The organism is Streptomyces sp. SID12501 (genome assembly GCF_010550245.1).
Lineage (GTDB): Bacteria > Actinomycetota > Actinomycetes > Streptomycetales > Streptomycetaceae > Streptomyces.
This window is the reverse complement of sequence record NZ_JAAGLU010000038.1, coordinates 78927-105520: the sequence shown is the minus strand read 5'-3', so window position 1 is coordinate 105520 and position 26594 is coordinate 78927. Positions and strand designations below refer to the sequence as shown.

Below are 26594 nucleotides of genomic sequence, written 5' to 3'. Positions count from 1 at the left end.
AGGCGTCGGCTGCACCAGACCCGCGCCCTGACCGCCGTACCGGCGGATGGCGCGGTGCCGCCGCACCGGGGTGGCTTCCCGGCGCGGCGGTGTCAGTGGCGGGACGGACAACCTGGGCGGAGAGGGATCAGAAGGTCAGGCTCCAGCTGTCGAGGTAACCGGGGTCGAATGTGAAGATGCCGGGAGTGTTGTCCGTGACGCGGAGCTTCCAGGTGCCGTTGGCGGGGAGCGCCGAGGCGTCGACGGTGAACGTCTGGTGCAGTTCCGTGCCCTGGTCCCAGACGAAGTCCTTCACCAGCAGCACGGTGCCGTCCTCGGCGACCAGGTTGATGACCTGACCGCCGATGAAGAAGTGCACCAGGTCGACCGTCACCTTCAGCTCACTGGGCGCGTTTCCCTCTCGCCCTGTGACGGTGATCGGGGACTCGATGGTCTGCCAGTTGGGGATGTCGTACCGGTCGGGGTTGATGAAGAAGCCACCGCCGGAGCCGAAGACGGGCCAGACGAAGGTCAGGGTCAGTGTCTCCGCCGCGGAGTTCGTGATGACGACGGTCGTCTCGAAGTCGCCGGCCGCGGTCGCCGTGCCGGAGATCAGTCCGGTGCCGGGGGCGATCGACAAACCGGTGGGCAGGCCCGTGGCGGAGTAGGTCAGCCCGCCGGGGCGAGTGGTGGTCGCCTCGATCTGCCGGACGACCGACTGGCCGACGGCCACGGCCCGGGTGGAGGGGGCCTCGGCGGCGATGTGGTTCACGTAGCGCGCCCCGACGTTGACCGCGGCCCATGCGTTGCCGACGGCCTCGTACGTGTCGCTGGAGGCACCGAACAGGTCGGCTGCGGCCTGCAGGGTGGCCGTGCGGGCTCCCGCGTAGTCGGTGGTGCTGGTCATGTAGCGGGTCAGTGCCCGGTACCAGACGGTGGTGGCGTTTTCCAGACCGATGCCGGAGACCGGCAGACCGTCGTAGGTCGGACTGTCGTAGTCGATGCCGTTGATGGTCTTCTCCCCACTGCCCTCTGCGAGCAGGTAGAAGAAGTGGTTGCCCACGCCGGAACTGAAGTGCGGGTCGAGCTTCCTCGTCTGTGCCGTCCAGTAGTCCTGGGAAGTACCGGCAGCGTTGGTCTCCTTGGAGGGCTGGTCCATGTAGCGCAGTGGCCCTCCGGTGCCACGGAGGTCGATGAGTTCACCGATCTGGTAGTCGGGTACGTCGCCCGTGCTGTTCGCGAAGAACTCGACGGCGGTGCCCATGATGTCGCTGGTGGCCTCGTTGAGCCCGCCGGATTCACCGGAGTACACCAGGCCGGCGGTGGCGGAGGTGACGCCATGGGTCATCTCGTGGCCGGCTATGTCGAGTTCGGTCACCGGCCTGTCGTTGGTGCGTCCGTCGCCGTAGGTCATGCAGAAGCAGGAGTCGAGCCAGAAGGCGTTGGCGTATCCGACGCCGTAGTGCACGCGGGAGTAGGCGCCGCGTCCGTCGTCGGCGATTCCGTTGCGGCCGAAGCGGTCGTGGTAGAAGTCCCAGGTCTTCGCGACGCCGTAGGCGGCGTCCACTGCCGCCGTCTGCCGGTCGGACGGTGTTCCGTCGCCCCAGACGTCGTCGTCATCGGTGACCAGCGTGCCCTTGTCAAAGGTCCCACCCGCGTCGAACGTCTGGTGACTGCCGCGCTGAGGGTCGGTCAGCTCGAAGCGGTCGTTGTTGCGTACGCTGCCGATCTGCACGCGGCCGTTGTACCGGCTGACCCCCTCGCCGTTCTGGACCTCCTCGTGACTCATCAGCCGGGCGCCGGTCGTGGCATCGGTCAGGACCTGCAGACGGCTCGGCGTCCCGTCCTCCCGAATCCCGTTGACAACGTTTTCCCAGGCCAGTTTCGAGTCACCGTCGCCCAACCAGACGACCAGCCGCGACTGCCCCTGCAGGGCGGTCTCGCGGGTTTCCTCCTGCTTCGCTGCGGCCAGAGCGGACTTCTCCGACTTGGCCGCGGAGAAGGCTGCCGCGGTCGTCGGGACGGCGATCGCCTCCTGCGACGCCTTGTTGACCGTACGGGAGCCACCGCGGTCATGCACCACCAAGTCGCCGCCGCGGACGGGTAATCCGGCGAAGGTGCGCTCGTAGCGGGTATGCACGGTGCCGTCGGCGTCCTTGATGACGTCCTTGGGTATCAGCGCCTCCTGCCGGCCCAGTTGGAGTGCGCGGGCAGTGGCGCTGCCCGCGTCGGCCGCCGTCTCGAGCATCATCTTGCGCTCCGCCGGGGCCAGTTGGACGGCTCTGGCACCCGGTCTGGGTTCTGCTGCGATCTGCCGAGGCGCTCGACCCGTGTCGTCCGCCGCCGGGGCCGCGCTCCAGGCGGGAAGCGCCGATCCGAGCAGCGCGGCCATCGTGCCGACCGCGATCCCCGTCATGCGTCGGCGAACGAAGGCGCTGGGACGGGAAGGAGGGGAACCATGGAACGAAGTCGCCCCGTCGGCAGGGAAGTTGTTCGTCACTGCTGCAGCTCCTTGCACCCGGCTGCGTGATGGGCAGCCGGTGAGAACGAGAACGGAGAACCGGAAGATGCTCCGCTGAGGAGATGTGCGTTGTGGCGCCCGGGCGTTGAGAAGATCGTTTCAGTTGGCGGGGGCATATGTCACCAGTGCGGAGATCGTTGTCCGGAATCCGGAAAACCAGAGCTGTCCCGATGGCTTCCCGCGCGGTGGATCACGTGCGCCTTTACGTGCCGGCAACACACCCTCGCCAGCCCCTTTGGCTGTTTCCCGCCCATCGATCGACGGACAGCACCTCAGCCCGGCAGCCCCCGCCGCTGGGTCCCGGGCGATCCCGAGCACCCGCATCCGTAGACGGAGGAGAACTGCGCGTTCAGGCTCCAAGGGCCGACGGCACCTGAGACGATCCGGTGAAGATCCGCCGGATCCCGCGTGCCGGCTCCCACTCACGCCGACATCACCCTGCTCCCGCGCAGCACCAAGGCGTCACCCAGCGGGGATCCGGCGACGAGGCCGAGCAGGTGACCGAGCACCGCCGGATGCGCGACACGCCACTGGCGTCCGTTGTGCTTGGACTGCGCCCGTCATGGTGGCTGGGTGGCGGACGGGATGTCCTCGGCGATACAGGGCGCTGCCGTCGCGGCTACCCCGCCAGCGCCGCCAGCCACGAATGTCCGGGGTGGACGCGCTCCAGCCACTCGCCGAGGACATCCCGCCGTGCCCGGCCCAGCAGCGGCAGCACCCCGTCGAAGTCCGCCTGGTCCTTGGGCCGCGGCGCCTTCGCTTTGAACAGGAGTACCAACTCCGGCACCAGGTAAGGGATCCCCTCCGGCGTCCGCTCGACAATCGCGTCGTACGGCAGCCGCAGTCCCGCATCCCGCCGGCAGATCCACGTCCCGCCCTCGTGCGGCTCGCGGAAGACGTCGAACAGGAACTGACCGCTCACCGGATCCCGCAGCCAGGTCTGGTGCGTGGCCGCCAGCGCCTCAGCTCCTGCCTGCGCCCATACACGCCCCGAACCCACCGCGTCACACACGTACTCGGGAAAGCGGTCCCGGATCTCCGGGAATCCCGCTGCGGGCACCGCGATCTCCAGATCGCCGTGCGGTCGCGACTGGCTCCCGCGGAACAGATCCAGCGCCCACCCGGCCGCGACGCACCAGGGCGCGCCGATCCCGCACAACCGCTCCGCGACCTGTTCCGGCCGCCATGCGTCCGCCCACCGGGCATCCAGTTCGTCCGCAGCAAGCACAACGCCACCGGGCGGCAGGGATTCCGTCACCGGCACAACCTACTGCCTCCACCCCTGTCAGGAATTCTTCTGCTGAGGCGGTCCAAGAGGCCCGGTCGGGCGAGCAGGAAGCCGCACTGCGGCGGGCGCACCGAGTGGAGGTCAACACCGGTACGGCGCCGGGACCAAGCGAGCATGGGCGGGGACTCGGACGGGGACGGGGCCGTTGGTGAGGCGTGCCAGCGCCTCCCGGCCGGCCGGTGGGGTCAGTCGGCCGAGGATATGAGGCTCCTGACGGCGTCCACGGGGGACTCCCGAGGGCCGGGCGGCCCTCGCCGAACTCGGCGAGGTGGTCCACCAGACGTACACGGGGGTGCTCCTGCGCCCCGGTGACCTCGCCGTCGTCGACAACCGGGTCGCCCTGCACGGCCGTTCGGCGTTCGTACCGCGCTACGACGGCCGTGACCGACGGCTTCAGCGGACGTTCGCCTTCAGCGACCTCCGCCGCTCCCGCGACCACCGCCCCGGCGACGAACGGTGCTGGTCAAGTGACGGCGTCCTCCGACGCGTTACGAGAATCGACGAAAGGTTCGTGCTGACATGACCGAGACCGAACGGACCCCCCTCGCGGTGTTCGAACGTCACGAGTCGAACGTACGCAGTTACTGCCGCCACTTCCCGGTGGTCTTCGAACGAGCCGCGGGACACCACCTGTGGGACACCTCCGGGCGCCGCTACGTCGATCTGCTGTGCGGGGCCGGATCGCTCAACTACGGCCACAATCCGCCCGCGATCGTCGAGCGGGTGACGGCGTACCTCGCGTCCGGCGGGCCGGTGCAGTCGCTGGACCTGCACACCACGGCCAAGGCGGAGTTCCTGGAGCGCTTCACGGGCCTAGTCCTGGAGCCCCGCGGGCTGGGCGACTTCGTGGTGCAGTTCCCCGGCCCGGCCGGAACTCTCGCGGTCGAGGCCGCCTTGAAGCTGGCCCGCAAGGTCACCGGACGCACCGAGGTCATGGCCTTCACCGGCGGCTTCCACGGCGCGTCGCTGGGAGCCCTGGCCGCCACGACCTCACCGCTGCTGCGCGGGGCGGCGGGGGTGCCCCTGACCGACGTGACGATCCTCCCCTACGGCGACGCCGCCAGCCCGGACGGGACCGACCCGGTCACCGCGCTGGAACGCGCCTTCGCCCCGCGTGCCGAGGCCGCCCCGCCCGCCGCGGTCCTGCTGGAGACGGTCCAGGGCGAGGGCGGACTGCACACGGCACCCCGCGCCTGGCTCGCCCGCCTGCGTGAACTCGCCGACGCGGCGGGCGCGCCGGTCATCGTGGACGACATCCAGGCGGGTTGCGGACGCACCGGGAGCTTCTTCAGTTTCGAGGACACCCCGGAACTCCGCCCCGACCTCGTGTGCCTGTCGAAGTCGCTCAGCGGAATGGGGCTGCCGATGGCGGCCCTGCTGATCCGCCGCGAACTCGACCAGTGGGCGCCCGGCGAGCACAACGGCACCTTCCGCGGCCACAACCTGGCCTTCGTGGCGGGTTCCGCGGCCCTGGACCACTGGAGGGACCCGCACTTCACCGAGCACGCCGAGGAACTCGCCGCCGCGATCCCCACCAGCCTCGCGAGCGTCACCGACGTGCTCCCCACGGGGGTCGCCGAAGTCGCCGGAAAGGGAGCGATGAGCGGCCTGAGGTTCGCCGACGCCAAGGTCGCCGACGGGGTCCAGCGGGCCCTGTTCCGCGCCGGGATCGTGGCCGAGACCTCCGGACAGGGACACGTGCTGAAGCTGTTGCCTCCGCTCACGATGTCCCTCACCGAATGGAAGGAGGTGGCGGACGTCCTCGGCGACGCCGTCCTCCGCGCGGCGCCCCGAGTCCCCCCGTCCGCCTCACAGCTCTCGGCAGTGGTCTGAGCCTTCGATCAGTCGACGTCAAACACGGTAAGGAGCGCTCTGGTTGGCCCGAGTGGTCGACCAGAGCGCCCGAAGAGAATACCGGCCACCGGCACGGTCACCGGATGCGGGGCATCACCCCGGCATCCAGTCAGCCGGTGGCGAGGAACTCGGTCAAAGATCGACGAGGCGGGAGTCCGAGTCGCCCGACAGCTTGCCGTCGAGGGTGCGGCAGCATCAGGCCGATCGCCTTGGCGGCGCCGGTCGTGGCCGGCCGATGTCCACGCCGGCGGTTCGAGCGCGACCGGCGGTCTCGGGGAACGGCACGTCACAGCGGTCGTCGTCCGTGGCGACCTCGGACAGATAGACCTCGGGGAGGGCGTCGGGGCGGAAGGAGTTCTCGATCGGCCTGAGGTCCTTCCAGAACTCTCCGGCGGGCTTGTCCGGCATGCGAAGCCTCTTTCGTCGCGGGTCTCCCGGAGTGAACCCCGACCGGACCACGGGCGCCTTCCACCTGGCGGACCTGACCGTTTACAGAATCCGGACATACACCCGTGACGGGCACGACCAGGCCCGCATCCGCCCGTAACGGCAACAGCGGTCGGGCAGGCCGGCATCGAGGCCGCCGACTGATCCTGGCCTCCCGGCGCGGCGATGGAGTCGGCGACTGCCGGGCCGGCCCCGCACGCCATACCGGCATCTGCGCCTTCGCCGCCAGCACCTGTAGGCACTTCCCCGCAGTCGGCACGGTCAGCCCGACCTGGGCGTAGTCCTGTCCGGCCTCGTCTCGGCCACGGTGCGCAGTTCGGCACGGCCGACCAACAGCAGTTCACGCTCAACATCAATAAGCAAGCGCACCGGTTGTGCCCCGCACAAGCGTTGCGCACCGGTCCTCCAGCAGCCGGGCGGTGTCCGACAGCAGGCGGTCGGCCACCGCGTCGACGGTGCGGGCCTGCCAGGGTTCGAGGCTGGTGCCCTTGACCCACTGGTTGAAGGCTCCCATCGCCGGTCCGCAGTACACCAGGTAGTCCACCTTCCGGTCGGAGGCGCCTGTGCGGGCCAGTTCGAATCCCTGGTTGAGGTAGGACCGGAAGGCGAGGGCGAGCCTGCCCTTGCCAGGCGCCTCCCGCTCCCCCACGGCCGCTCCTGCCCTGGCCGCGGTCTCGCGCCATGCGTCTTCGAAGGAGCGTCGCAGGAAGGTGTTCTCGATCTGGCTCCGCGTCGCCGCGTCGATGTCCTCGAACGTGTCGAACATGCGCCACAACTGGTAGAGCCGGTCGGCGCGGACCGGGAAGAAGACACCGCGCCGGACCACCCTGGTCCGGACGCCGAGTTCGAACCGCTCCTCCCACGGCGCCGGCTCGGTGTCGTGTATGTCGAGCCGCTGCAGCATGTTCTTGACATCGGCACTGGTCGCCGCCTCCACGGTGCACTGGTTCACCGACCCGGTGACCAGGAAGTCCGCGCCGAGCACCAGGGCGGCCACCGCCGCCTCGGGCGTCCCCATGCCGCCCGCGGCGCCCACATGGACCCGCGGCCAGGGGCCGCCCAGCGTGTCACGCAAGCGCAGCACAGCCGGCAGCAGCATCGCCAGATCGGCGGTGTCCGCGTGCCAGCCGCCTCCGGCCTCGACGCACAGGTCGTCCGCCATCGGCAGGTCGGCGGCGCGCGCGGCCTCGTGCGGCGTCAGTTCGCCGTTTTCGAGGAGTGCGCGCACGACGTCGTCCGGGGCGGTACGCAGGAACATCTCGGCCGTGTCCGTACGGGACACCTTGGCGATGACGCGCCCGCCCTTGAGGCGGTACTTCACCAGAGCCGGTGTGATCCGCAGGAAACCCGAGGCCTCCACGGTGTGGACGCCCAGGCTCAACAGCAGGTCGACCAGTGCCCGTTCCTCCTCCGGGTGGGCGTGCCGGTGCAGCAGGTTCACCGCGAACGGCCCACTGGCACCGAGCACGTTCTGGATCGCCCGGACCCTGCTCTCGACCTCTGTGAGCGGCAGGCCCCCGGCGCCGAGAACGCCCATCCCGCCGGCTTTGCCGAGCGCGATGACCAGGGTCTCGGAGGAGATGCCGCCGTACATCCCGCCGGCCAGGTAGGCGAGGCTCAGCCCATAGCGGCTGCGAAATCCCGGAGCGCCCAGATCCCGTGGGGCGAGGGCCCGGCGCGCCATCGGTGCCTGCGTCAGCGGGCGCGGCTGATCCCGTTCCGGCTCCGGCGCCGTTTCCCGCTCCGGTATCCGCTGCGGTTCCGGCTCGGCCATGGGCAGCGGGTCCGTGAACTCGCGGATCTTCTCGACCATCTTGGTCAGGGTCCGGCCGGGGCCCAGCTCCTCGAAGTCCAGGTCGCCCCGGGTCAGGAGGTAGCGGACGGTGTCCACCCAGCGCACGGGTCCGGCGATCTGGCCGGCCAGCGTCTCCCGCACGCGTTCCAGCCGGTACGGGAGGGCATCCAGGTTCGCGATCACCGGGATCAGCGGCGGCCGGAACTCGGTGGCCTCCAGCAGATTCCGAAAGTCCTCGGCCGCGTTCCTCATGTAGCGGGAGTGGAAGGGGGCGCTGACGTTGAGGACCGCGACCCGTGCTCCCCGGTCCTCGAACACCGCGCGCGCCCGGTCGATGTCCGCCAGGGGACCGGCCAGCACGACCTGCTCCGGGGTGTTGTGGTTGGCGACGTCGACCGAGGCCAGCTGCGCCTGCGACAACACCGACTCCACCGTGTCCAGGTCCAGGCCGAGTACGGCGGTCATGCCCCCTCCGGAGGCCTGCCCCATCAGCTCACCCCGGCGCCGGACCAGCCGGAGTCCGGTGTCGAAGTCGAAGACGCCCGCGGCGAACAGCGCCGTGTACTCGCCCAGGCTGTGCCCGACGAGGAAGTCCGGCGGCCGCAGATCCTGGCGGCTGCGCCGCAGGTAGGTGAGTGCCTCGACCACGAACAGGGCGGGCTGGGTGAACTCGGTGCGGCGCAGGCGCCCTTCGGGGTTGTTCAGGCACAGGTCACGGATGGAGTAGCCGAGGATCTCGTCCGCCTCCGACACCTGTTCGGGGAATTCGTCGAAGAGGTCCGCTCCCATGCCCTTGACCTGGGAGCCCTGACCGGGGAAGCCGAATACCTTCATGCTGGCGCCTTTCGCGGTGGTCGGCGTGAGCGCAGGGTCGGCCCGGACGGCCGCCGTGGCGAAGGGCGTGGTCCGGCCGCCACCGCCCATGCCTTCCCGTACCTGGGTGAACAGCCGGGTGTCCCGGGAGAACTGGTTGAGCAGCGGCATGGACCGCGACCGGGAGCCCGGCACGGTGGCCAGGAGAGCACGGGTGAAGCTGTGCAGGGTGCCGGACGGCCCGGCGTCGAGGTAGATGTGGGGGCCTTCGGCCTCCAGCGCCCTGACGGTCGCGCCGAACTCCATCGGCTGCCGCACGACCCGCCACAGGTGCTCCACAGTGACCGGATCCACCCGGCCGGCCGTGACACTGGAGACCAGCGGGATCCGTGGAACTCGCAGGTCGGCGTCGCTCCACAGCGCCTCGAAGTCCGGCCGGGATGCGTCCATCAGCCGGGAGTGAAAGCCGTGGGAGACGGGGATCCGCTGGAACGGTACCTGCTGGTCGGCCAGGAGGGCCTCGGCCCGGGCCAGGGCCTCCATCGGACCGGCGACCACGAAATGGTCGTCGTAGTAGCGCGCCGCCAGGTCCAGGTCCCGGTGCAGAATCGGTTCGCCGCGGTACAGGCCGGGAGGGGCAAGGACGGCGAGCATGCCGCCGGGGACGTGCTCGGCCACCGAGCGTGCCATTCCGACGAGGCGGCGCAGACAGTCACCCGCGTCCACGACACCGGCCAGCACCGACGCCGTGAACTCCCCCAGACTCACGCCCAGCAGGAGATCGGGGGTGACGCCGTGGGAGATGAGTGTCTCGGCCAGCGCCAGCTCGACCATCACGATCGCCGGGTTGGTGAAGACGGTGTCGGTGAACGGCTGCGGGACAGGCCGCTCGGGGTCGTACATGCGGGCGATGACGGAAGATCCGGTTTCCGGCTCCACGAGGGCGTCCAGCCGGTGCAGCGTCTGACGGAACACCGGTTCGGAGTCGTAGAGTTCGCGGCCCATCTGGTGGTACTGCGAGCCCTGCCCGGAGAACATGAAGACGGTTCTGGGCGTGTTCAACGTCCGTCCTCCCCGGGGTCGTCTGCCGTCTCGCTGTTCTCTCGCAGACCGGCGAGGGTGGTGTCGGGGTGCCGCGCGATCCGTGCGAGGAGGCGTTCGTAGTCGCGGGCCATGCGCTCGGCGGTGGCCGGGGTGAACAGGTCGGTGCTGTACTCCAGGTAGCCGACAATGCCGTCGTCGGTCTCCCGGATCACCAGGCTCAGGTCGAAGCGGGCTGTGCCGGCGCCGTTGGGCAGCTGGCTCACCGCGAGCTCGTCCGGGCCGTCGCCCGGCGCCGCCTCCCGGACGGGGAGCAGGTTGAACGTCGTCTGGAACAGCGGGGAGTGGGCCGGGTCGGGCCGGGGCGCCAGGGTCCGTACGAGGTCCAGCAGGGGCACGTCCTTGTGGGCGTGGGCCTCGCTCGTGACGTTTTTGGCCTGCGCCAGCAGTTCGGCGAAGGTCCGCTGCGGAGCCGCGTCGAGGCGTATCGGCAGCGTGTTCACGAAGTAGCCGACGACGTCCTCGAGTTCGGCGCGGGGGCGGTTGGCGATCGGGGAGCCGATGACCAGGTCGTGAGTGTCGGTGTGCGCGCCGAGCAGCACGGCGAAGGCGGACAGCAGGACCATGTAGGAGGTGGCGCGGCGGTCCTGGCCGAGCCGCCGGAGTGCGGTGGTCACCTCGAGGGAGACGCTGACGTCCACCGAAGAACCCTGGTACGTCTTCACCGGGCACCGTTCGTAGTCGGTGCGCAGCGGCAGACAGGCCGGCAGGCCGTCGAGCTGTTGCTGCCAGTAGCCGCGCTGGCGGTCGAGTTCGGCCGACGGGACCGCCGTGCGCTGCCAGCGGGCGAAGTCGGCGTAGCTCATCGGCGGCGGCGTCAGCTCCGGTTCGCCGCCCGTGGCGAACGCCCGGTACAGGGCCATCTGTTCGGACAGGACGATGTTCACCGACCAGCCGTCGAAGACGCCCCACGGGCGGGTGAGGACGACGATGTGCTGGTCGTCCGCCCGCGTGAGCAGGTGGGCGCGCAGGGTGAAGTGGTTCTCGGGGGCGAAGGGGCGCAGCCGTTCGGCGCGCAGCCACGCGGCGAGACCCGTGTCGTCCTGCGTGGCCGGTGCGAGGGTCACGGCGAAGTCGGCGCTGTCGTTGACCCGTTGGATGACGGTGCCGTCGGAGCGGCGGTGATAGCTGGTGCGCAGGATGGGATGACGCTCCACCAGGGCGCACAGGCCACGGGCGAAGGCGTCGGTGTCGAGCGGCCCGTCCAGCAGGAAGGCCAGCTGGACATTGTCATGCGTGACGGCCAGGTGCTCCGGCCGGTCGAGGAACCACAGATCGCGCTGCTGGAGGGAGAGCGGCGCCTCCTCGCCTTCGGACGCGGCGGCCGGGCCCGCGGGCCCGGCCGGGCTCTCCTGTGCGGTGGCCAGGTCGTCCACCGCCGCGGCGAGGTCGGCCAGGCCGGACGCCGTGAAGATGGCCTGGAGCGGCAGGTCCGCGTTCAGTTCCTTCTTCACTCGCAGCGAGAGCCGGGTGGCGAGCAGGGAGTGGCCGCCGAGGTCGAAGAAGCTGTCGTTCAGGCCGACGCGGGTCACCCCGAGCACCTCCTCCACGATGTGGCACAGCGCGCGCTGGGTGGGGGTGTGCGGTGCGACGTACTCGGCACGTGCCAGGTCCGCCTCGCTGGGCGCGGGCAGGGCGCCCCGGTCCACCTTGCCGTTGCGGTTGACGGGCAGCTCGTCGAGGACGACGTACACGGTCGGCACCATGTAGTCGGGCAGCCGTGCGGTCAGGTGTTCCTTCAGCGGACTGGCCGGCGAGGCGCCCGGGCCGGCCGTCTCGCGCCATCGCCGGGTCGGGCTGACGTAGGCGACGAGCATGCGCTCAGCGCCGGAGCCGTACGGCAGGACCACGGCGCGGTGGACGGCGGGGTGAGCGTGCAGGACGTTCTCGATCTCGCCGGGCTCGATCCGGAAGCCGCGGATCTTGACCTGGTCGTCGACGCGGCCGAGGTGTTCCATCTGGCCGTCGGGACGCCATCGGACCTGGTCGCCGGTGCGGTACATGCGGGTGCCGGGCTCGAAGGGGTTGGCCACGAACCGCTCCGCGGTCAGCCCCGGCCGGCCGAGGAAGCCACGGGCCAGCTGGGCTCCGGCGATGTAGAGCTCGCCGGCCACGCCGACCGGCAGCGGGCGCAGTGCCGGGTCGAGGACGTAGGCCTGGGTGTTGTGGACGGGAGCGCCGACGGGAACGCCGGTGGCGCCGGGCTCGGTAACGTACGGCGTGTACATGCCGAGGGCGCCGCCGACCTCGGTGGGACCGCACACGTTGTAGAGCAGCGTGTCGGGCAGCAGGCGCGTCATGCGTTCGGCCAGTTCCACGGGCAGCGGTTCACCGGCGGCCTCCAGGCGGACCAGGCCGGTGCACTGGGCGACGGCCGGTTCGGAGAGGAACTCGGCGAGCATGGACGGCACGAAGTCGATGTCGGTGACACCGTGTTCGCGGATCACGGAGGCCAGGTACTCGGGGTCCTTGTGGCCGCCGGGGTCGGCAATGACGATCGTGGCGCCGACCTGGAGTGGCCAGAACAACTCCTTGACGGAAACGTCGAAGCCGATCGACGTCTTGAGCAGGATCCGGTCGCCCTCCTTGCCGCGGTAGACGTCCTGGTCCCAGGCGAGCCAGTTCAGGCCGGCGCGGTGGGTGATGACGACGCCCTTGGGCCGGCCTGTGGTGCCGGAGGTGTACAGCACGTATGCCGGATTGTCCGGCAGTACCTCGACACCGGGATCGGTGGCGGGCAGACCGGAGACGTCGGGAAGTTCCGTCAGGACGAGCAGCGGCCTGCCGTCGGAGACCATCTGCTCGCGGCGCTCGTCGGGCAGGTCGGGGTCCAAGGGCAGGTAGGCGGCACCGGACTTGAGGATGCCGTAGATCGCGACGAGCAGGTCGAAGGAGCGCTTCATGCTGACGCCGACCAGCTGTTCGGGCCCGGCGCCGTGGTCGGCGAGCCAGTGCGCGAGCCGGGCGGCGCGGGCGTCGAGTTCCGCGTACGACATGGTCTCGTCGCCGTGCACCAGCGCGGTCAGGTCGGGGGTCCGGGCGGCCTGGGCGGCGAAGGCGGCGGTGAGGGTGGGCGCCGGCATCTCGGTGGCTGTGTCGTTCCACTCTGTCAGCAGGCGCCGTCGCTCAGGTTCCGGCAGGACCTCGATGTCCAGGGCCTGCGTGCCCCTGCCGTCGTCGGCGGCGAGGGCGTCGCTCAGGGCGGCGAGGGCGGTGAGGAGGTAGTCGGCGACGGCGTCCGCGGACAGGGTGTCGTCCACCTGGAGGTCCAGTGACAGTTCGCTGCCGAAGTCGTCGACGGACACGGACACCGGATAGTTGATGCCGTCCACGGCTGCGAGGAACCGCACTCCGGAGTCGTCGATGCGGACTCCGGCCGCCTCGTCGTGGCCGGGTTCGAAGTGGCGGAAGTTCCCGACGGCGCTGAACAGCGGCGCGTTGCCGTCCATGCCGCTGCACCGCTGGGCGAGGCCGATGGGGGTGTGCTCGCGGACCACCAGGCCCCGCAGCCCGGTGTCGACCTCGTCGATCAGCTCGCGGACCGTACGGTCGGCCAGCCGGACCCGCAGCGGAAGGGTGTTGATGAAGTTGCCGAGCATCCGCTCGACGCCGGGCACATCCTGCAGCCGCCCGGACATCACGGAGCCGAAGACGACGTCGTCGCGGTTGCTGCACGCGGCCACCACCCGTGCCCAGGCGGCGTGGAACAGACAGGCGGGGCTCAGCCGCAGCCGCTTGGCGTGGGCACGCAGCTGCCGGGTGAGTTCCCCGGGCAGGGGGCGGCGCAGCCGGACCACCCGGCGTGCGTCACCGTGCACGTCGGCCAGGCCGAAGGGGAGGGTCGGCTCGGTGATGTCGCCGAGGACGGCGTGGAAGTACTCCTCCGCGTCTCCCGAGGCCTGCGCGTGCAGGGTGTGGGCGACGAAGTCCCGGTACGGCGCCGGGGCCGGCAGCAGGTCGGCTCGTTCGGCCAGGTGCAGGGCCAGCTCCCCCACGGTCAGCCGCAGGGAGGTGGCGTCCTCGATGAGGTGGTGGGCGGTGAGGACGAGGTAGCGGCGCTCGGAGTGCGGATCCTCGGCGACGGTCAGCCGCAGGAGCGGGGCCCGGTCGAGGGTCATGCGGGCGGGCCGGGCCAGCAGCGCCCGCGCCTGCTGCTCGGCGTCGCCGTCGGCGGCGAGGCGGACGCGCTCCACGGGCAGGCGGGCGGCGCGGTGCACGACCTGCACGGGGTCGGGCAGGTCGGTGGTCAGGACGGCGGTGCGCATCGCGTCGTGGCGGTCGACGATGCGCTGCAGCGCCGCGGTGAACCGGGCGCACGCCTCCTCGTCGTCGGCCACGTACAGGGTGGAGACGAGGTAGGGGTCGTGGTCGGGGTCCATCAGGTGATGGAAGAGGATGCCGTCCTGGGTGGACAGCAGCGGATAGACGTCCTGGATGTTGGGCGCGCCGCCGGGCACGGCAGCCGTGATGGTGTCGATCTGCTCCTGCGTGAGGTCGATCAGTGGCAGCATCCGCGAGGTGATACGGGTGCACCCCTCGGGGATCAGGTTGGGCGGGACGCGGTACCCGTCGGTGCTGTCGGCGCCTTCTATCCGGGCGGCGAGGGCGGCGAGGCCGGGGGCGGCGAAGACGTCCTGGACGGTGACCGGCAGGCCGTGGTCCTTCAGCCGGGCCACCAGCACGGTGATCATCAGGGAGTGTCCGCCGAGGGCGAAGAAGTTGTCCTCGGCGCTGACACGGTCCGCGTCGAAACCCAGCAGTTCGGCCCACACCTCGGCCAGCAGCCGTTCGGTGCCCGTGCCCGGAGCGACGTAGGCACGCCGGCTGAACGCGCCGATGCCGGGGGCGGGCAGGGCCTTGCGGTCCAGCTTGCCGTGGGCGGTCACGGGCAGGACGTCCAGGGCGACGAAGGCGCTGGGCACCATGTACTCGGGCAGGACGCCCTCCAGGTGCCGGATCAGCTCGGGCCGGTGGTCCTCGAGGGTGTGCTCCGGGGAGAGGACCGTGTAGGCGACGAGCAGTTGACCGCCCGGCGGGTCCTCGCGGACGACGACGGCGCACGAGCGGACGGCGGGATGCTCGACGAGGCGCTGCTCGATCTCCCCCAGCTCGATGCGGAAGCCGCGCAGCTTGACCTGGTCGTCGGCGCGGCCGATGAACTCCAGGTCACCGTCGGGCAGCCACCGCACCAGGTCGCCGGTGCGGTACATACTGGTGCCCGGCCCGGCGAACGGGTTCGGCACGAACCGCTCCCGGGTCAGTTCCGGCTGGTGCAGATAGCCGCGGGCGAGGCCGGCGCCGGCGATGTACAGCTCGCCGACGCAGCCGATGCCCTGCGGCCGGTGGGCGCCGTCGAGGACGTACAGCTGGATGTTCTGGATGGGCCGGCCGATGGGCACGGTACGCGGGGCGGGTCCGGCGGGGCAGGTCCAGTGGCTGACGTCGACGGCGGCCTCGGTGGGCCCGTAGAGGTTGTGCAGGGGCGCGGGATGACGCTCGTAGTGGCGGGCGCACAGGTCCGGGGGCAGGGCCTCGCCGCTGCAGAAGACCTGACGGACGCTGGTGCAGTCCGCCCAGCCGGGCTCCTCCACCATGCTGCGCAGCATGGACGGCACGAAGTGCAGGGTGGTCACGCCCCACTCGCGGATCGCCGAGACCAGGTAGGCCGGGTCGCGGTGGCCGTCGGGCCGGGCGACGGCGAGGCGGGCGCCGAACAGCAGGGGCCAGAAGAACTCCCACACCGACACGTCGAAGCTGTAGGGGGTCTTCTGCAGGACGACGTCGTCCTCGGTGAGCCGGTACTCGTTCTGCATCCACTCGATGCGGTTGACGGCCGCCCGGTGTTCGATCATGACGCCCTTGGGGCGTCCGGTGGAGCCGGAGGTGTGGATGACGTAGGCGAGGTGGTCGGCGCGCAGCCCGAGTTCACCGGCCGGCAGGTTCTCCTCACGGCCGCCGGTGACGTCCTGCCCGGCGCTGTCGCGCAGCGTGCCGTCGGGATGCAGGCAGAGCACGTGGGCGGCGTCGCCGAGGGGGGCGGCGTCCAGCTGTGGCTGGGTGAGGACCACCTGCACGCCGGAGCCGGTGACGAGGTCGGCGCGGCGGGCGGCCGGGTGGGTCGGCTCGATGGGCAGGTAGGCGCCGCCGGCCTTCAGGATGCCCAGGATGCCGGCGACCATCTCGGCGGAGCGCAGCGCGTGCAGGCCGACGGTGGTGTCCGGTGCGACGCCGTGGCGGCGCAGGCCGTGGGCGATCCGGTTGGCCCAGGCGTTGAGCTGGGCGTACGTCCAGGAGCGGCCGGCGTCGACGAGGGCGGTGCGCTGCGGGTGCCGGGAGACCTCTTCCTCGAAGAGCTGGTGCAGACAGCGGTCGGCGGAGTAGGGCCGCTCCGTGTCGTTCCACACCTCGACCACCTGGCGCCGCTCCTCGGCGTCCACCATGGCCAGCGCGGACACGGGCAGGGACGGATCCGTCGCGACGGCCCGCAGCAGCCGTGTGTAGTGGTCGATGAAGCGGCCCACCGTGGCCCGGTCGTAGAGGTCGGTGTTGTACTCCACGGTGCCGGCCAGTCCGTCCGGGGTCTCCCGCAGGTCGACCGTGAGGTCGAACTTGGTGAAGCTGAGCTCGACGGGGACCGGGGAGACATCGAGGTCGCCGAGGGTGGCCGTGCGCTCCGTCTGCGCCTCCTGCAGCACGAACAGGGTCTGGAAGACGGGTGAGTGGCTGAGGCTGCGCTCGCTGTCCAGAGCGTCCACCACGGCGTCGAAGGGAACATCCTGGTGGTCGTAGGCCTCCAGGGCGGTTCTCTTCACCCGGGTCAGCAGCTCCGGGAAGGCGGGGTCGCCGGACAGGTCGGGGCGCATCACGAGTGTGTTGGCGAAGAAGCCCACCAGATCCTCGGCCTCGCGCCGGCCCCGGCCGGCGACGACCGTGCCCACGGCTATGTCGGTCTCGTGGGTGTAGCGGTTCAGGACGACCGTGTAGGCCGCCAGCAGGAGCATGTACAGGGTGACGTCGTGGAACTTGGCGACCTCGCGCAGTTCACCGAGCAGATCGGCCGGGCAGTGGAAGGTCTCGCCTGCTCCCGCGTAGGTCTTCACACGCGGTCGTTCCCGGTCGGTGGGCAGGGTCAGCCGGGGGTCGACCCCGGCCAGCTGCCGCTTCCAGTAGTCGAGCTGCCGCTCCTGGACCTCGTCGGCGAGCCGCTGCCGCTGCCAGTGCGCGTAGTCGGCGTACTGGACGGGCAGCGGCTGGAGCGGCATGGGCAGTCCCGCGCAGAACGCCTCGTAGCAGGAGACCAGGTCGCGGAAGAAGACGCCGACCGACCAGCCGTCGAAGACACTGTGGTGGGCCGTGACGAGCAGATGGTGCTCCTGCTCGGCCTGCCGCAGCAGCCGCATCCGGACGAGCGGGCCGCGCGCCAGGTCGAAGGGTGCGGCGGCCTCGGCACGGCAGATCCCCGGCAGCAGCGCCGGGTCGGCGAGGTCCTCCTGCGTGACGGCGAAGTCGCCGATGTCGCCGACGATCTGGTGCGGTACGCCCTCGTGGTCGGCGAAGCGGGTGCGCAGCACCTCGTGCCGCTGGACGACGGACTGCAGGGCACGCAACAGCGCGGGCCGGTCCAGGCGGCCGCGCAACCGCATCGCCATGGGAATGTTGTAGGCGGCGCCGGTGCCGTCGAGCTGGTCCAGGAACCACAGGCGCTGCTGGGTGAACGACAACGGCAACGGCGAGCCCTCGTCACGGGGCAGGCGTGGAACGGTCCGGAGCTCGGCGAAGTCGATGCCCTTTTTGCGCAACAGCGCGATCAGCGCACGCTGCCGCTGCGGCGGCAGTGAGCGGATCCTCCGCAGGAGATCCTGATTGATGTCCTGGCTGTCGGTGCTCATCTCGTCCCCTCTGTCTCGGCTGCCGATGTCCGGGAGCCGGTCTTTCTTCCACTCGGTCTTTTCGTGGGTTTCACCTCGACGGGTGCGCGTCCGGGCCGGACACCATGGCCGTGCGGAGACTGCGCGGTCGCATGTCGGTCCAGTTCTTCTCGATGTATTCGAGACATTCCGCACGGCTCGCACTGTCCAGCACGACGTCCCAACCCGGCGCCACATCAAGATGTCCGGGCCACAGGGAGTGCTGCTCCTCGTCGTTGCGGAGCACTTTGTAGGCGCCGTCGACCTCTGCGAAGGGATTGGACATACCGCACCTCATTCAGGAACAAGAGTTTCCGTCAGAATCGCTGACACCGGCGGGGCGAGAAACCGAATGCCGAATGGAATTCGGGTGGAATGACAGAGCTCAGTGGAATTTCGAATTCTCGCCCGCCAGGCTGTTCAGCTCTTCGTCGGTCAGGCCCTCGATGAAACCGATACTTTCGAGGATTGTTTCCACTTCGCCCGTGCCGGTGCCCCCGGCCTCCGGGGCGCGGCGGTCCAGCACGGCGGCCAGCTCACCGAGCCGCGGCGCGTCGAAAACGGCCTGAACGGTCAGCTCCACACCGGTGTACTGCCGCAGCAGGTTGATCAGACGGGTCGCCAGCAGTGAGTTGCCGCCGAGTGAGAGGAAGCTGCTCGTCTCGTCCAGCTTGCCCGCGTCGACCCCCAGCAGTTCGGCCCAGACGGCCACCATCGTCCGCTCGGAGTCGGTGAGTCGAGGGGCCGGCCGCCGGCCGACGGCGGGCGTGGCCCGGCCCGAGGACGCTCCGGGTTCGGCCGCGACCGTGCTCCGCGCCCTGCGGCCGATCCAGTAGTTCCCCCGGTCGAAGGCTGTCGCCGGCAGCCGGACCAGCCGTCGGTGCCCGTTGTGGAGCCCGCCCCACGGAACTCGGGCGCCCCGGACCCACAGCTCGGCGAGGCGTTCCAGGTCACGGTCGTCGACGAGGGTGGCCAGGAACTCCTCCCCGCGGGCGCCGGAGAGCACCGCGTCCATTACGCCGGCGTCGGTCTCGGCGTTGCCGAGATGGACCGGCACGACCACGCCGGAGCCGTGGTCCGTCCCGCAACCGCTGTCTGGGCCGTGCACCTGCAGGTAGTGGGTGAGAGCCTGCGCGAGCTCCTCCCGGGAGCCCGCCACCACGGCGAGCCGCTCGGGCAGCGCGTCACGCCCTACTTGCGTGGTGTACGCCAGGTCCGCGAGCCCCGCCCGGTCGTCACGCTCCAGGAAGTCGCGCAGCTGCCGCGCGGCCGTGAGCAGCCGCTCGGAGTCCCCGGCGGACAGCACCACCAGCGAGGAGCCGGTGTCCTCGGCGTTCCGCACGACGGGGTCCGTCACCGGGGGCGCCTCGATGACCAGGCTGACGTGGCTTCCGCCGGCGGCCACCGAGTTGATGAGCGCTCGGCGCGGCGTCGGCAGGCCGTCCGCGCCGACCGTGGCCCGGGGTTCCCAGGCCGTCAGCCGTTCGCAGAGCCGGAGTGCTGTGCCGTCGAGGTCCAGGTTGGGGTTGGGGGAACCGGCGTCGACCAGAGGTGCGAGCTCCTCGTGGCGCAGTTGCAGGACGACCTTGGTGAGCTGGGCGATACCGGAGGCCGGCTCGGGGTGCCCGAGGTTCGACTTCACGGTGCCGACCGCCACCGGCTCGGCCACCGAGCCGAACACCTCACGCAGAGCCCTGACCTCGACCTCGTCGGAGAGCGTCGTGCCGTTGGCCGCGGCCTCAACGTATCCGATGGAACCCGGTTCGACGCCCGCCTGCTCCATCGCCCGCCGCATGACGCGCACCTGGGCCCGGTGACTAGGTGTCATGAACCCGTTGGCCCGGCCGCCGTGCAGTGAGGCGGTGCCCTTGATGACGGCGTGGACCGTGTCGCCGTCGCGGACCGCTGCACTCAGCGGCTTGAGCAGGACGGCGCCGACGGCTTCGGCGGGCAGGTAACCGTCCCCGTCGCGGAAGCTGCGGCTTCCCGGGTGGCTGCCGAGCAACCGCATCTCGGACAGCGCCAGGTACTTTTCGGGGTGGACGGTCAGGTTCACCCCGCCGGCGATGGCCAGTTCGCTCTCCCCGCGCAGCAGATCGGCGCAGGCAAGGTGGACGGCCGTGGCGGATGACGCGCACATGTTGTCCAGGGCCAGGCTGGGGCCTTCCAGCCCGAAGAAGTGGGAGACGCGGTTGGCGATCAGGTTGTAGGAGGCCGCCGAGGTCAGCGCCGCCAGGACCGGGTCCGACTCGTCCGCCCGGTACATCTGGTAGGCCGCCCCCACGTACACGCCCACGCGGCGTCCGTAGCGCCGCTCGATGACGTCCTGGGTTACACCGCTCTCCTCCAGCAGATGCCACACCGTCTCCAGGAACAGCCTCTGCTGCGGGTCCATCGCCTCGGCTTCGCGGGGCGAGATACCGAAGTGCAGCGGGTCGAACCGGTCGATCCCGGCGAGGAACGCGCCCCACATGCCGCGGCTCGCGCCGTCCTCGGCCGGTTCCGCGCCGTACAGGCGTTCCCAGCGGTCGGCCGGGATCTCGGTGACGCAGTCCTTGCCGGACCGGAGGTTGCTCCACAGCGTGTCGAGGTCGTCGGCCTGCGGATAGCGCCCGCTGACGCCGATGATCGCGATCTCCTCGCTGCGTCCGGGCGGGGTCGTCCCCGGGTCCCGGTCGCGGCTCTGCGCACGCCGGCTCGCGGCGGCCCCGCCGCCGGAGTCCGGGCGGGGCCGCTCGGACACCGGTGCCTCGACCGGGCCGGGCCGGGCCGGGCCGTCGTCGTCGTGCACGCCGGAGGGCGGCGCCTGCTGAGGCGCGGTGGGCTCACCGAGGAGGGCGCGCAGTGCCGGCGCGTGTTCGGTCACGAAGTACCGTGCGAGTTCGCGCACCGTCTGCACCTCGAACAGCAGCGTCCGGGACAGCGGGCCGAAGGCGTCCTCCAACTCGGCGGTGACGCCGACTGCGATGACGGAGTCCATGCCGTAGCGCTCCAGCGGCGTGTCCGGTCCCAGGCGCTCGGGGCCGAGGTTGAGTGCCGCCGCCAGCCGGTGCCGCAGGTGGCCCACCGCCCGGTCCTCCAGGCCGCGGTCCGCCGCGACCGGGGACTGCGCAGTGCCGGGTACCGAAGCCGCGTCCGCACCGGGTTCGCCGATGGGCCGGGGTGCGGCCGGCGTGTCGGCGAGGCCGGTGAGCCAGGGCAGCAGCGCGTCACGCCGGCCCGCGAGGACGACGAGGCGACCGTCCGAAAGGTCGTTCTCCTCGGCCGCCTGGGCGCAGTGCAGTGCCCGCACGCCGCGGACGGTGTCCAGCGGCACGACCCCGGTGCCGCGCAGGCGTTCCCTGAGGGCTCCGTCGGTTCCCATGCCTCCCTCGTCCCACAGCGGCCAGTCGACGGACACCATGGCGCCGCTGCGAAGACCGGCGTCGACGAGACGGTTGCGGTAGGCGGCGTAGGCGTCCATGAACGCGTTGGCGGCGGCGTAGTCGGCCTGCCCGGGGTTACCGAAGGCTCCGCTGGTCGAGGAGAAGCACAGGAACGTCTCCAGCGGCTGGTCCCGGCTCAGCTCGTCCAGGTGGACGAGCCCGGCGACCTTGGGCGCGAGAACTCGCTCCAGCTCCTGGACCGTCTTGCGGACGATGAGCTTGTCGTCGGTGACTCCGGCGCTGTGCAGGATGCCCGTCAACGGCCCGTGCGTGCGCCTGACATGGTCCAGCAGGCGGGTGACGGCGGCCCTGTCGGCCACGTCCGCGCGCTGGTGATCCACCGTCAGGCCGAGCACGCGCAGGGCTTCGAGCGCCGCTGCCTGCGCCGGGTTCAGCGTCGACCGCCCGGTGAGGACGACGGTGGCCTGTCCGGCGGAGGCGGCGATCTCCCTCGCCATGATCAGGCCGAGGCCGCCGACTCCGCCGGTGATGAGATAGACCCCGCCCTGCTTCCAGGGCTGGTCAGCGGGCATGGCGGAGGGCATCTCCGCCAGCCGCGCGACATACCGCAGACCGTCGCGGTGCCGTACTTCCGGTTCCGGGACACCGGTGGCTTCGGCCGCGATACGGGCGGCGATCGTGGCCGGTGAGGCTCCGTCGAGGCATTCCAGGTAACGCGTGTGCAGAAGCGGATTCTCCAGGCCTGCCGTCCTCAGCAGACCGGCGAGGCCTCCGAAGCAGGCGAGGCGCTCCCGCTCGACGTCCGTGGCCGGGTCGCCGGTCAGCACGGTCTGGAGCAGCGCCGGCCGCCGCACGCCGGCTGCGAGGAGGTCGCGCACCAGGGTGAACACCTGCCGCGTCACCTCGGTGTACTGGTGGTCCAGCGGGCCGTCCGGAAGCTCCACGAACCGGCATACGGCATTGGCGGGCAGCCCGGTCCGAAGGGCCTCGCGCTCCCCGGGTGCCAGCCGGCCGACCACCACCACGTGGTGCTCGGCGAACCGCTCCGCCGGGGCCGCGTCGCCGGGCCGGGCGTCCTGGGCCGTCCATACGGGGCGCAGCAGCAGTACCTCGTCCGGTTCAGCCGCACCCTCGGCCGGCCGGAGCGGCTGCGGCTGCGGCTGCGGCACATGTGCGGCAGGCGGGACGAGCGACTCGTGTGACGCGACGCCCGGGCCGAGGTCCGGCCAGCAGCGCTCACGGGCGAAGGGGTACCCGGGCAGGCTGACCTGGCGCGCGGGCGGGCCGGCCCGGTGCAGCGTCTCCCAGTCCACTTCGGCTCCCACGGCCCACAGGCCCAGCAGCCTGTCGTGCGTGCCTCGCGCGGACCATTCCACCAGGGCGGACGCCAGTTCGTCGTCGGTCCGGCGGCCGGCCGTCGCCTCCCGGTCGGGCTGGACGGCGCCTCGGGCCCAGGCTCCGGGCCGGCGCGGGTCGGCGGCGAACGACTCCAGTCGTGCCCTGGTGTCCGCCACCGAGGTCGCGGCGAAGGCCAGTCGTTCCTCCAGCGCCGTCCGCCCTGTCTGCAGCGTCCACGCGACGTCGGGAAGTTCGGTGTCACTCAGCTCAGCCAGCCGGGCGTGGAGTCTGCGGGCCTGGTCCACGAGTTGCTCCTCGCTCCTCGCGGAGAGGAGGAGCAGCGCAGGCCGGCCGTCGGCCGGGGCCCGTACGGGGCTGGGGAGCGCGGGCTCGTACTCGGAGATGACGATGTGCGCGTTCGAGCCGCCCGCGCCGAAGCTGGAGACACCGGCGATCCTGGGCACCGTGCGGCGCTCTCCGTCCACCTCCAGCATCGGGCGCCGCCACGGCTCCAGTTGCCGCTGCACCCGCAGCGGGATCCGGTCGAAGTCGATGTGCGGATTGAGGGTCTCGCAGTGCAGGGTCGGTACGAGCTCCCCGTGCCGCATCTGCAGCAGCACCTTGGTGATGCCTGCCATTCCGGCGGCGCTCTCACTGTGTCCGATGTTCGACTTCACCGAGCCGATCGCGCAGTTCTCCGGCAGGCTTCCCGCGCTGCTCAGCCCCTTGATCAGCCCGGCCACCTCGATCGGGTCGCCCAGGGAAGTTCCCGTGCCGTGCGCCTCGATGTAGCTCAGGGCGCGCGGGTCGACGCGGGCGGCCCGCAGCGCGTCGGCGATGACCTCGCCCTGTGCCGCCGGGCTGGGCACCGAGTAGCCGGGGCTGCGCCCTCCGTGGTTCACCGCCGTTCCCTTGATCACACCGTAGATGTGATCCCCGTCGGCGACGGCCCGCTCAAGGGGCTTCAGCAGGACGGCCCCCACCCCCTCGCCGGGAACGTAACCGTCGCCGCCCGCACCGAAACTGCGGCAGCGCCCGTCGCTGGAGAGGAAGTTGCGCAGTCCCAGCAGCAGGTACTTGTTGGGGTGGGAGGTGAGGTTCACGCCGCCCGCGATCGCCGCGTGGCACTGACCGCTCTTGATGGCCTCGCAGGCGAGATGAATGGCCGTCAGCGAGCCCGAGCACATGGTGTCGACGGTCATGCTCGGCCCGGTGAAGTTGTAGAAGTACGACACACGGTTGGCGATCGTGGACGCGCTGCCCGACAGGGCGACCAGCCGGCCGCGCTCCTGGGCCTGCGCGCCGTGGAGCTGGAACTCCTGGTACATCGCGCCGACGAACACACCGACCCGGCCCGGCCGGGCCAGCCGCTCGCCCGTGTATCCGGCGTCTTCGAGCACATGGTGGGCTGTCTGGAGGAAGAGGCGCTCCTGGGGATCGAGGTGCTCGGCCTCCAGCATCGATATCTGGAAGAAGAGCGGGTCGAACAGGTCGATGCCGTCGAGGAAGCCACCCCACCTGCCCGGCGTACGGCCGGTGTCGGATCCGTCGGTGTAGCGGCGGTGGTCCCAGCGTTCCGTCGGCACCTCTCGGACGCAGTCACGGCCCGAGCGCAGGTTGTCCCAGAACTCGTCCAGATCGGCGGCCTCGGGGTAACGCCCGGAGAGACCGACGATCGCTATGTCGCCGTCGGCCCGGCCGGGCACATGGGGCGCGGACCGCTCCACCGTGGTTTCCTGCGCGGTCGGCGGCAGGTCAGGCAGGGTGCGTGTGCTCAGCCCGGTCAGGTTCACACACACCTCACCACGCTCGTCGAACACCGTGATGTCCAGCTTCGCCGACGCGGCGACGGGGCTGCTTCCCCGCTGTGGCCGGATCCAGGCGTACGCCCTGGCGGGGGTCGCGTCGGGCGCGTCCACGTGCTGGAGGGCGAACGGCAGGGCGGGACCGCCCGGCCGGCCGGGCGATGCCGCGTCCGTCAGCCGCAGACCGATGGTGGCCTGCAGCGCGCCGTCGATGATGCTCGGGTGCAGCCGGAACCCGTCCAGTGGCTCCGCCGCCACCGGAAGGCGCAGTTCGGCGAGCACCTGGGGCTGTCCCGCCTCGTCCGTGCCCACGCCCAGCCGCACCAGGGAGCGCTGCGCGGGGCCGTAGTCCAGCCCCGCGTCGGCGTACAGGCCGTAGATGTGCTCCACGGAGAACGCCCCTCCCCCGCAGGCCTCGCGCAGCTCCTCCAGGCTCGGCAGGCCGAGGTCACCGGTTTCCCGCAGGCTCGCCCGGCCCTGGCTGCACAGGGTGTGTCCGCCGCCGCCGTCCACGCTGTGGATGTCGTACTCCCAGCCGCCCGTGGTGGCGGTGCGCACACTCACCCGAAGCACGAGTCCGTCCGGGCCGCAGACCGCGGGCCGCAGCCACATGACGTCGTCCAGTCGTACCTGGCCCGTCGACCGCCCGCCCAGGGCGCGCTCGACCGCCGCACGCGCCATCTCCAGCTGCGCGGCTCCCGGCAGGACGCGGCTACCGCGCACCTGGTGGTCCCGCAGATAGGGCTCGCTGCCGTCGAACCGTGTCTCGTAGGCGTGGCCGTCGTCGTGCCGTACCGCGCGCTGCAGCATCGGATGGGGGCGCGTGGGCACCGGACCGGCCGGCTCAGGCTCCTGGGGCGGGACCTGGCCGGCTTCGACGGGTTCGCGACGGGCGGAGGCGAGATACGCGGCCATGGCTCGGACGGTCCGGTGTTCGCCGAAGGCGGCGGACATGAGCGTGAGGCCGAAGCGGTCGTTCACCCGGTCGGCCAGTCGGGCGAGGCCGACCCAGTCGAGGCCGAGCTCTTCGAACGTGTCGTCCGGGTGCACATCCCCGGCGGGCACGCCGAGAAGCGCGGACACCTCGCCGGTGAGCGTGTCGCACACCGCGGACTCCGGGTCCGACGTCGAAGCGGGCGCGGCCGGGATCTGCCGCTCGGCGAGCAGCCCCTCCAGGAAGGCCGCCAGCTCGGTGACCGTCGGATACTCGAACATGATCGTCGGCGAGAGCGGGAGGGAGAGCCGGTCCTCAAGGTCGGCCTTCAGCGACAGCAGGTCCGCCGAGGCCAGTCCCAGTTCGTAGTAGCCGGTCCCGGTGCGGATTCGTCCGGGCGCTCGCCCCAGCCGTGCCCCGATCAGCTCGCACAGAACGGCGACGACATCCTGACTTCCGGCGGCGGAAGAGCCTCCCGTCCAGACCGCCACGGGCGCAGGGGCGACGACGGCTTCCTCCCGGGACTCGGACGCCGTGGTGTCCCGGACCCGCTTGGCCACGTACTGGGCGACCTCGGCGACCTTCAGTCCGTTCGGGTCGTAGAACTCCATGGTCAGCCGTACGAGTTCGTCGTCGCCGCGCACCGACTCGGCCGGGATCCTGATGAAGCAGCGCCTGCCCAGGGGGGCCGTCGCCCTGAACGACTCGAAGACCAGCGGCAGATAGAGGCCGAACCTCTGCGGAAGACGGGGGTCCGGGTTGTCCGCGCCGTCGTGCAGCAGGCCGAAGGCCACTCCGCCGCACAGGAGCCCTGCCTCGAACAGGGCCGGCTGGAAGAGGAACGCGTCCGCGCTGCCGTGGTGTTCGGGTGCGAGTTCCACCTCGGCGACCCAGTCCGAGGGACGCCGGTGGAACACGCCGTCGGTCTTCATCAGGCCCGAGTGGACCAGCTCGTGCTCCCTGCACCAGGTGTAGATGTCGGCGAGCGGGGTGGTCCGGACCGTTCCGTCGAGCGGCAACGGCAGCCGCTCCTCGAAGGCGGGCACGGCGCCGGGGTGCGCGGTCACGACCGCGTACGTCACGTCCGGGGCGTCCTGCCCGTGCCGGCCGCGGACTTCGATCCGCAGTCCGCCCGTCGGCGAGGGGCGCCCCTCCACGGTGGTCAGGACCTGCTCACCGGGCTGGACGGCGAGCGGCGCGAGGATGGTGAAGTCGCGCAGTTCGACGTCCTGGACGGCGTGGCCGTGCCGGCCGAGAACGTGCAGGACCAGGTCCAGGTGTCCGACGGCGGGCATGAGGCTGCGTCCGCGTATCACGTGCCCCTGGAGCAGCGGGTTGTCGTGGGTGAGAGTGAACGTGTCGACGAAAATCGGTGATTCGGTCATCGGTATCCATCCAGGAACAGCGTCGAACCGGCGGCACGGTG

The 26594-nt window shown here is 71.0% G+C and carries 8 protein-coding genes and 1 pseudogene; 2 read left to right on the top strand and 7 right to left on the bottom strand.

What is annotated here, in order from left to right:
* Positions 1 to 127: 127 nt before the first annotated feature.
* Together G3I71_RS35890 and G3I71_RS35885 are read right to left on the bottom strand one after the other, a co-directional pair.
* On the bottom strand, positions 128 to 2395 hold the full coding sequence (locus G3I71_RS35890; RefSeq protein WP_164321478.1) for a M4 family metallopeptidase: 2268 nt from the start codon (positions 2393 to 2395) through the stop codon (positions 128 to 130).
* Positions 2396 to 3119: 724 nt separating this feature from the next.
* Positions 3120 to 3758, bottom strand: a complete 639-nt coding sequence (locus tag G3I71_RS35885) for a hypothetical protein (protein ID WP_164321475.1) — start codon at positions 3756 to 3758, stop codon at positions 3120 to 3122.
* Positions 3759 to 4017: 259 nt separating this feature from the next.
* Between G3I71_RS35885 and G3I71_RS35880 the strand changes: the two are divergent.
* Together G3I71_RS35880 and G3I71_RS35875 are read left to right on the top strand one after the other, a co-directional pair.
* Positions 4018 to 4311: pseudogene (locus G3I71_RS35880) on the top strand (TauD/TfdA family dioxygenase); the annotation flags it as partial.
* On the top strand, positions 4308 to 5621 hold the full coding sequence (locus G3I71_RS35875; protein WP_164321472.1) for a diaminobutyrate--2-oxoglutarate transaminase: 1314 nt from the start codon (positions 4308 to 4310) through the stop codon (positions 5619 to 5621). The pseudogene G3I71_RS35880 and the gene G3I71_RS35875, both read left to right, overlap by 4 nt.
* A gap of 216 nt (positions 5622 to 5837) precedes the next feature.
* Here the strand turns inward: G3I71_RS35875 and G3I71_RS35870 are convergent, their stop codons facing one another.
* From G3I71_RS35870 to G3I71_RS35850, 5 genes are all read right to left on the bottom strand, one after another.
* Positions 5838 to 6050 (bottom strand): hypothetical protein, encoded by a 213-nt coding sequence (locus G3I71_RS35870; protein WP_203732263.1) that lies wholly within the window; start codon positions 6048 to 6050, stop codon positions 5838 to 5840.
* 391 nt (positions 6051 to 6441) lie between these two features.
* Complete coding sequence (fabD, locus tag G3I71_RS35865) at positions 6442 to 9759, bottom strand: ACP S-malonyltransferase (protein WP_239149536.1); 3318 nt, start codon at positions 9757 to 9759, stop codon at positions 6442 to 6444.
* Entirely contained in the window at positions 9756 to 17687 is a 7932-nt protein-coding gene (locus tag G3I71_RS35860) for an amino acid adenylation domain-containing protein (RefSeq protein WP_164321469.1), read from the bottom strand. The genes fabD and G3I71_RS35860 overlap by 4 nt, the downstream gene beginning before the upstream one ends.
* 70 nt (positions 17688 to 17757) lie before the next feature.
* Positions 17758 to 17991, bottom strand: coding sequence for an MbtH family NRPS accessory protein (locus G3I71_RS35855; RefSeq protein ID WP_164321466.1), 234 nt, complete (start codon positions 17989 to 17991; stop codon positions 17758 to 17760).
* Between the two features lie 99 nt (positions 17992 to 18090).
* Positions 18091 to 26553 (bottom strand): SDR family NAD(P)-dependent oxidoreductase, encoded by an 8463-nt coding sequence (locus tag G3I71_RS35850; RefSeq protein ID WP_164321464.1) that lies wholly within the window; start codon positions 26551 to 26553, stop codon positions 18091 to 18093.
* Positions 26554 to 26594: the final 41 nt, after the last annotated feature.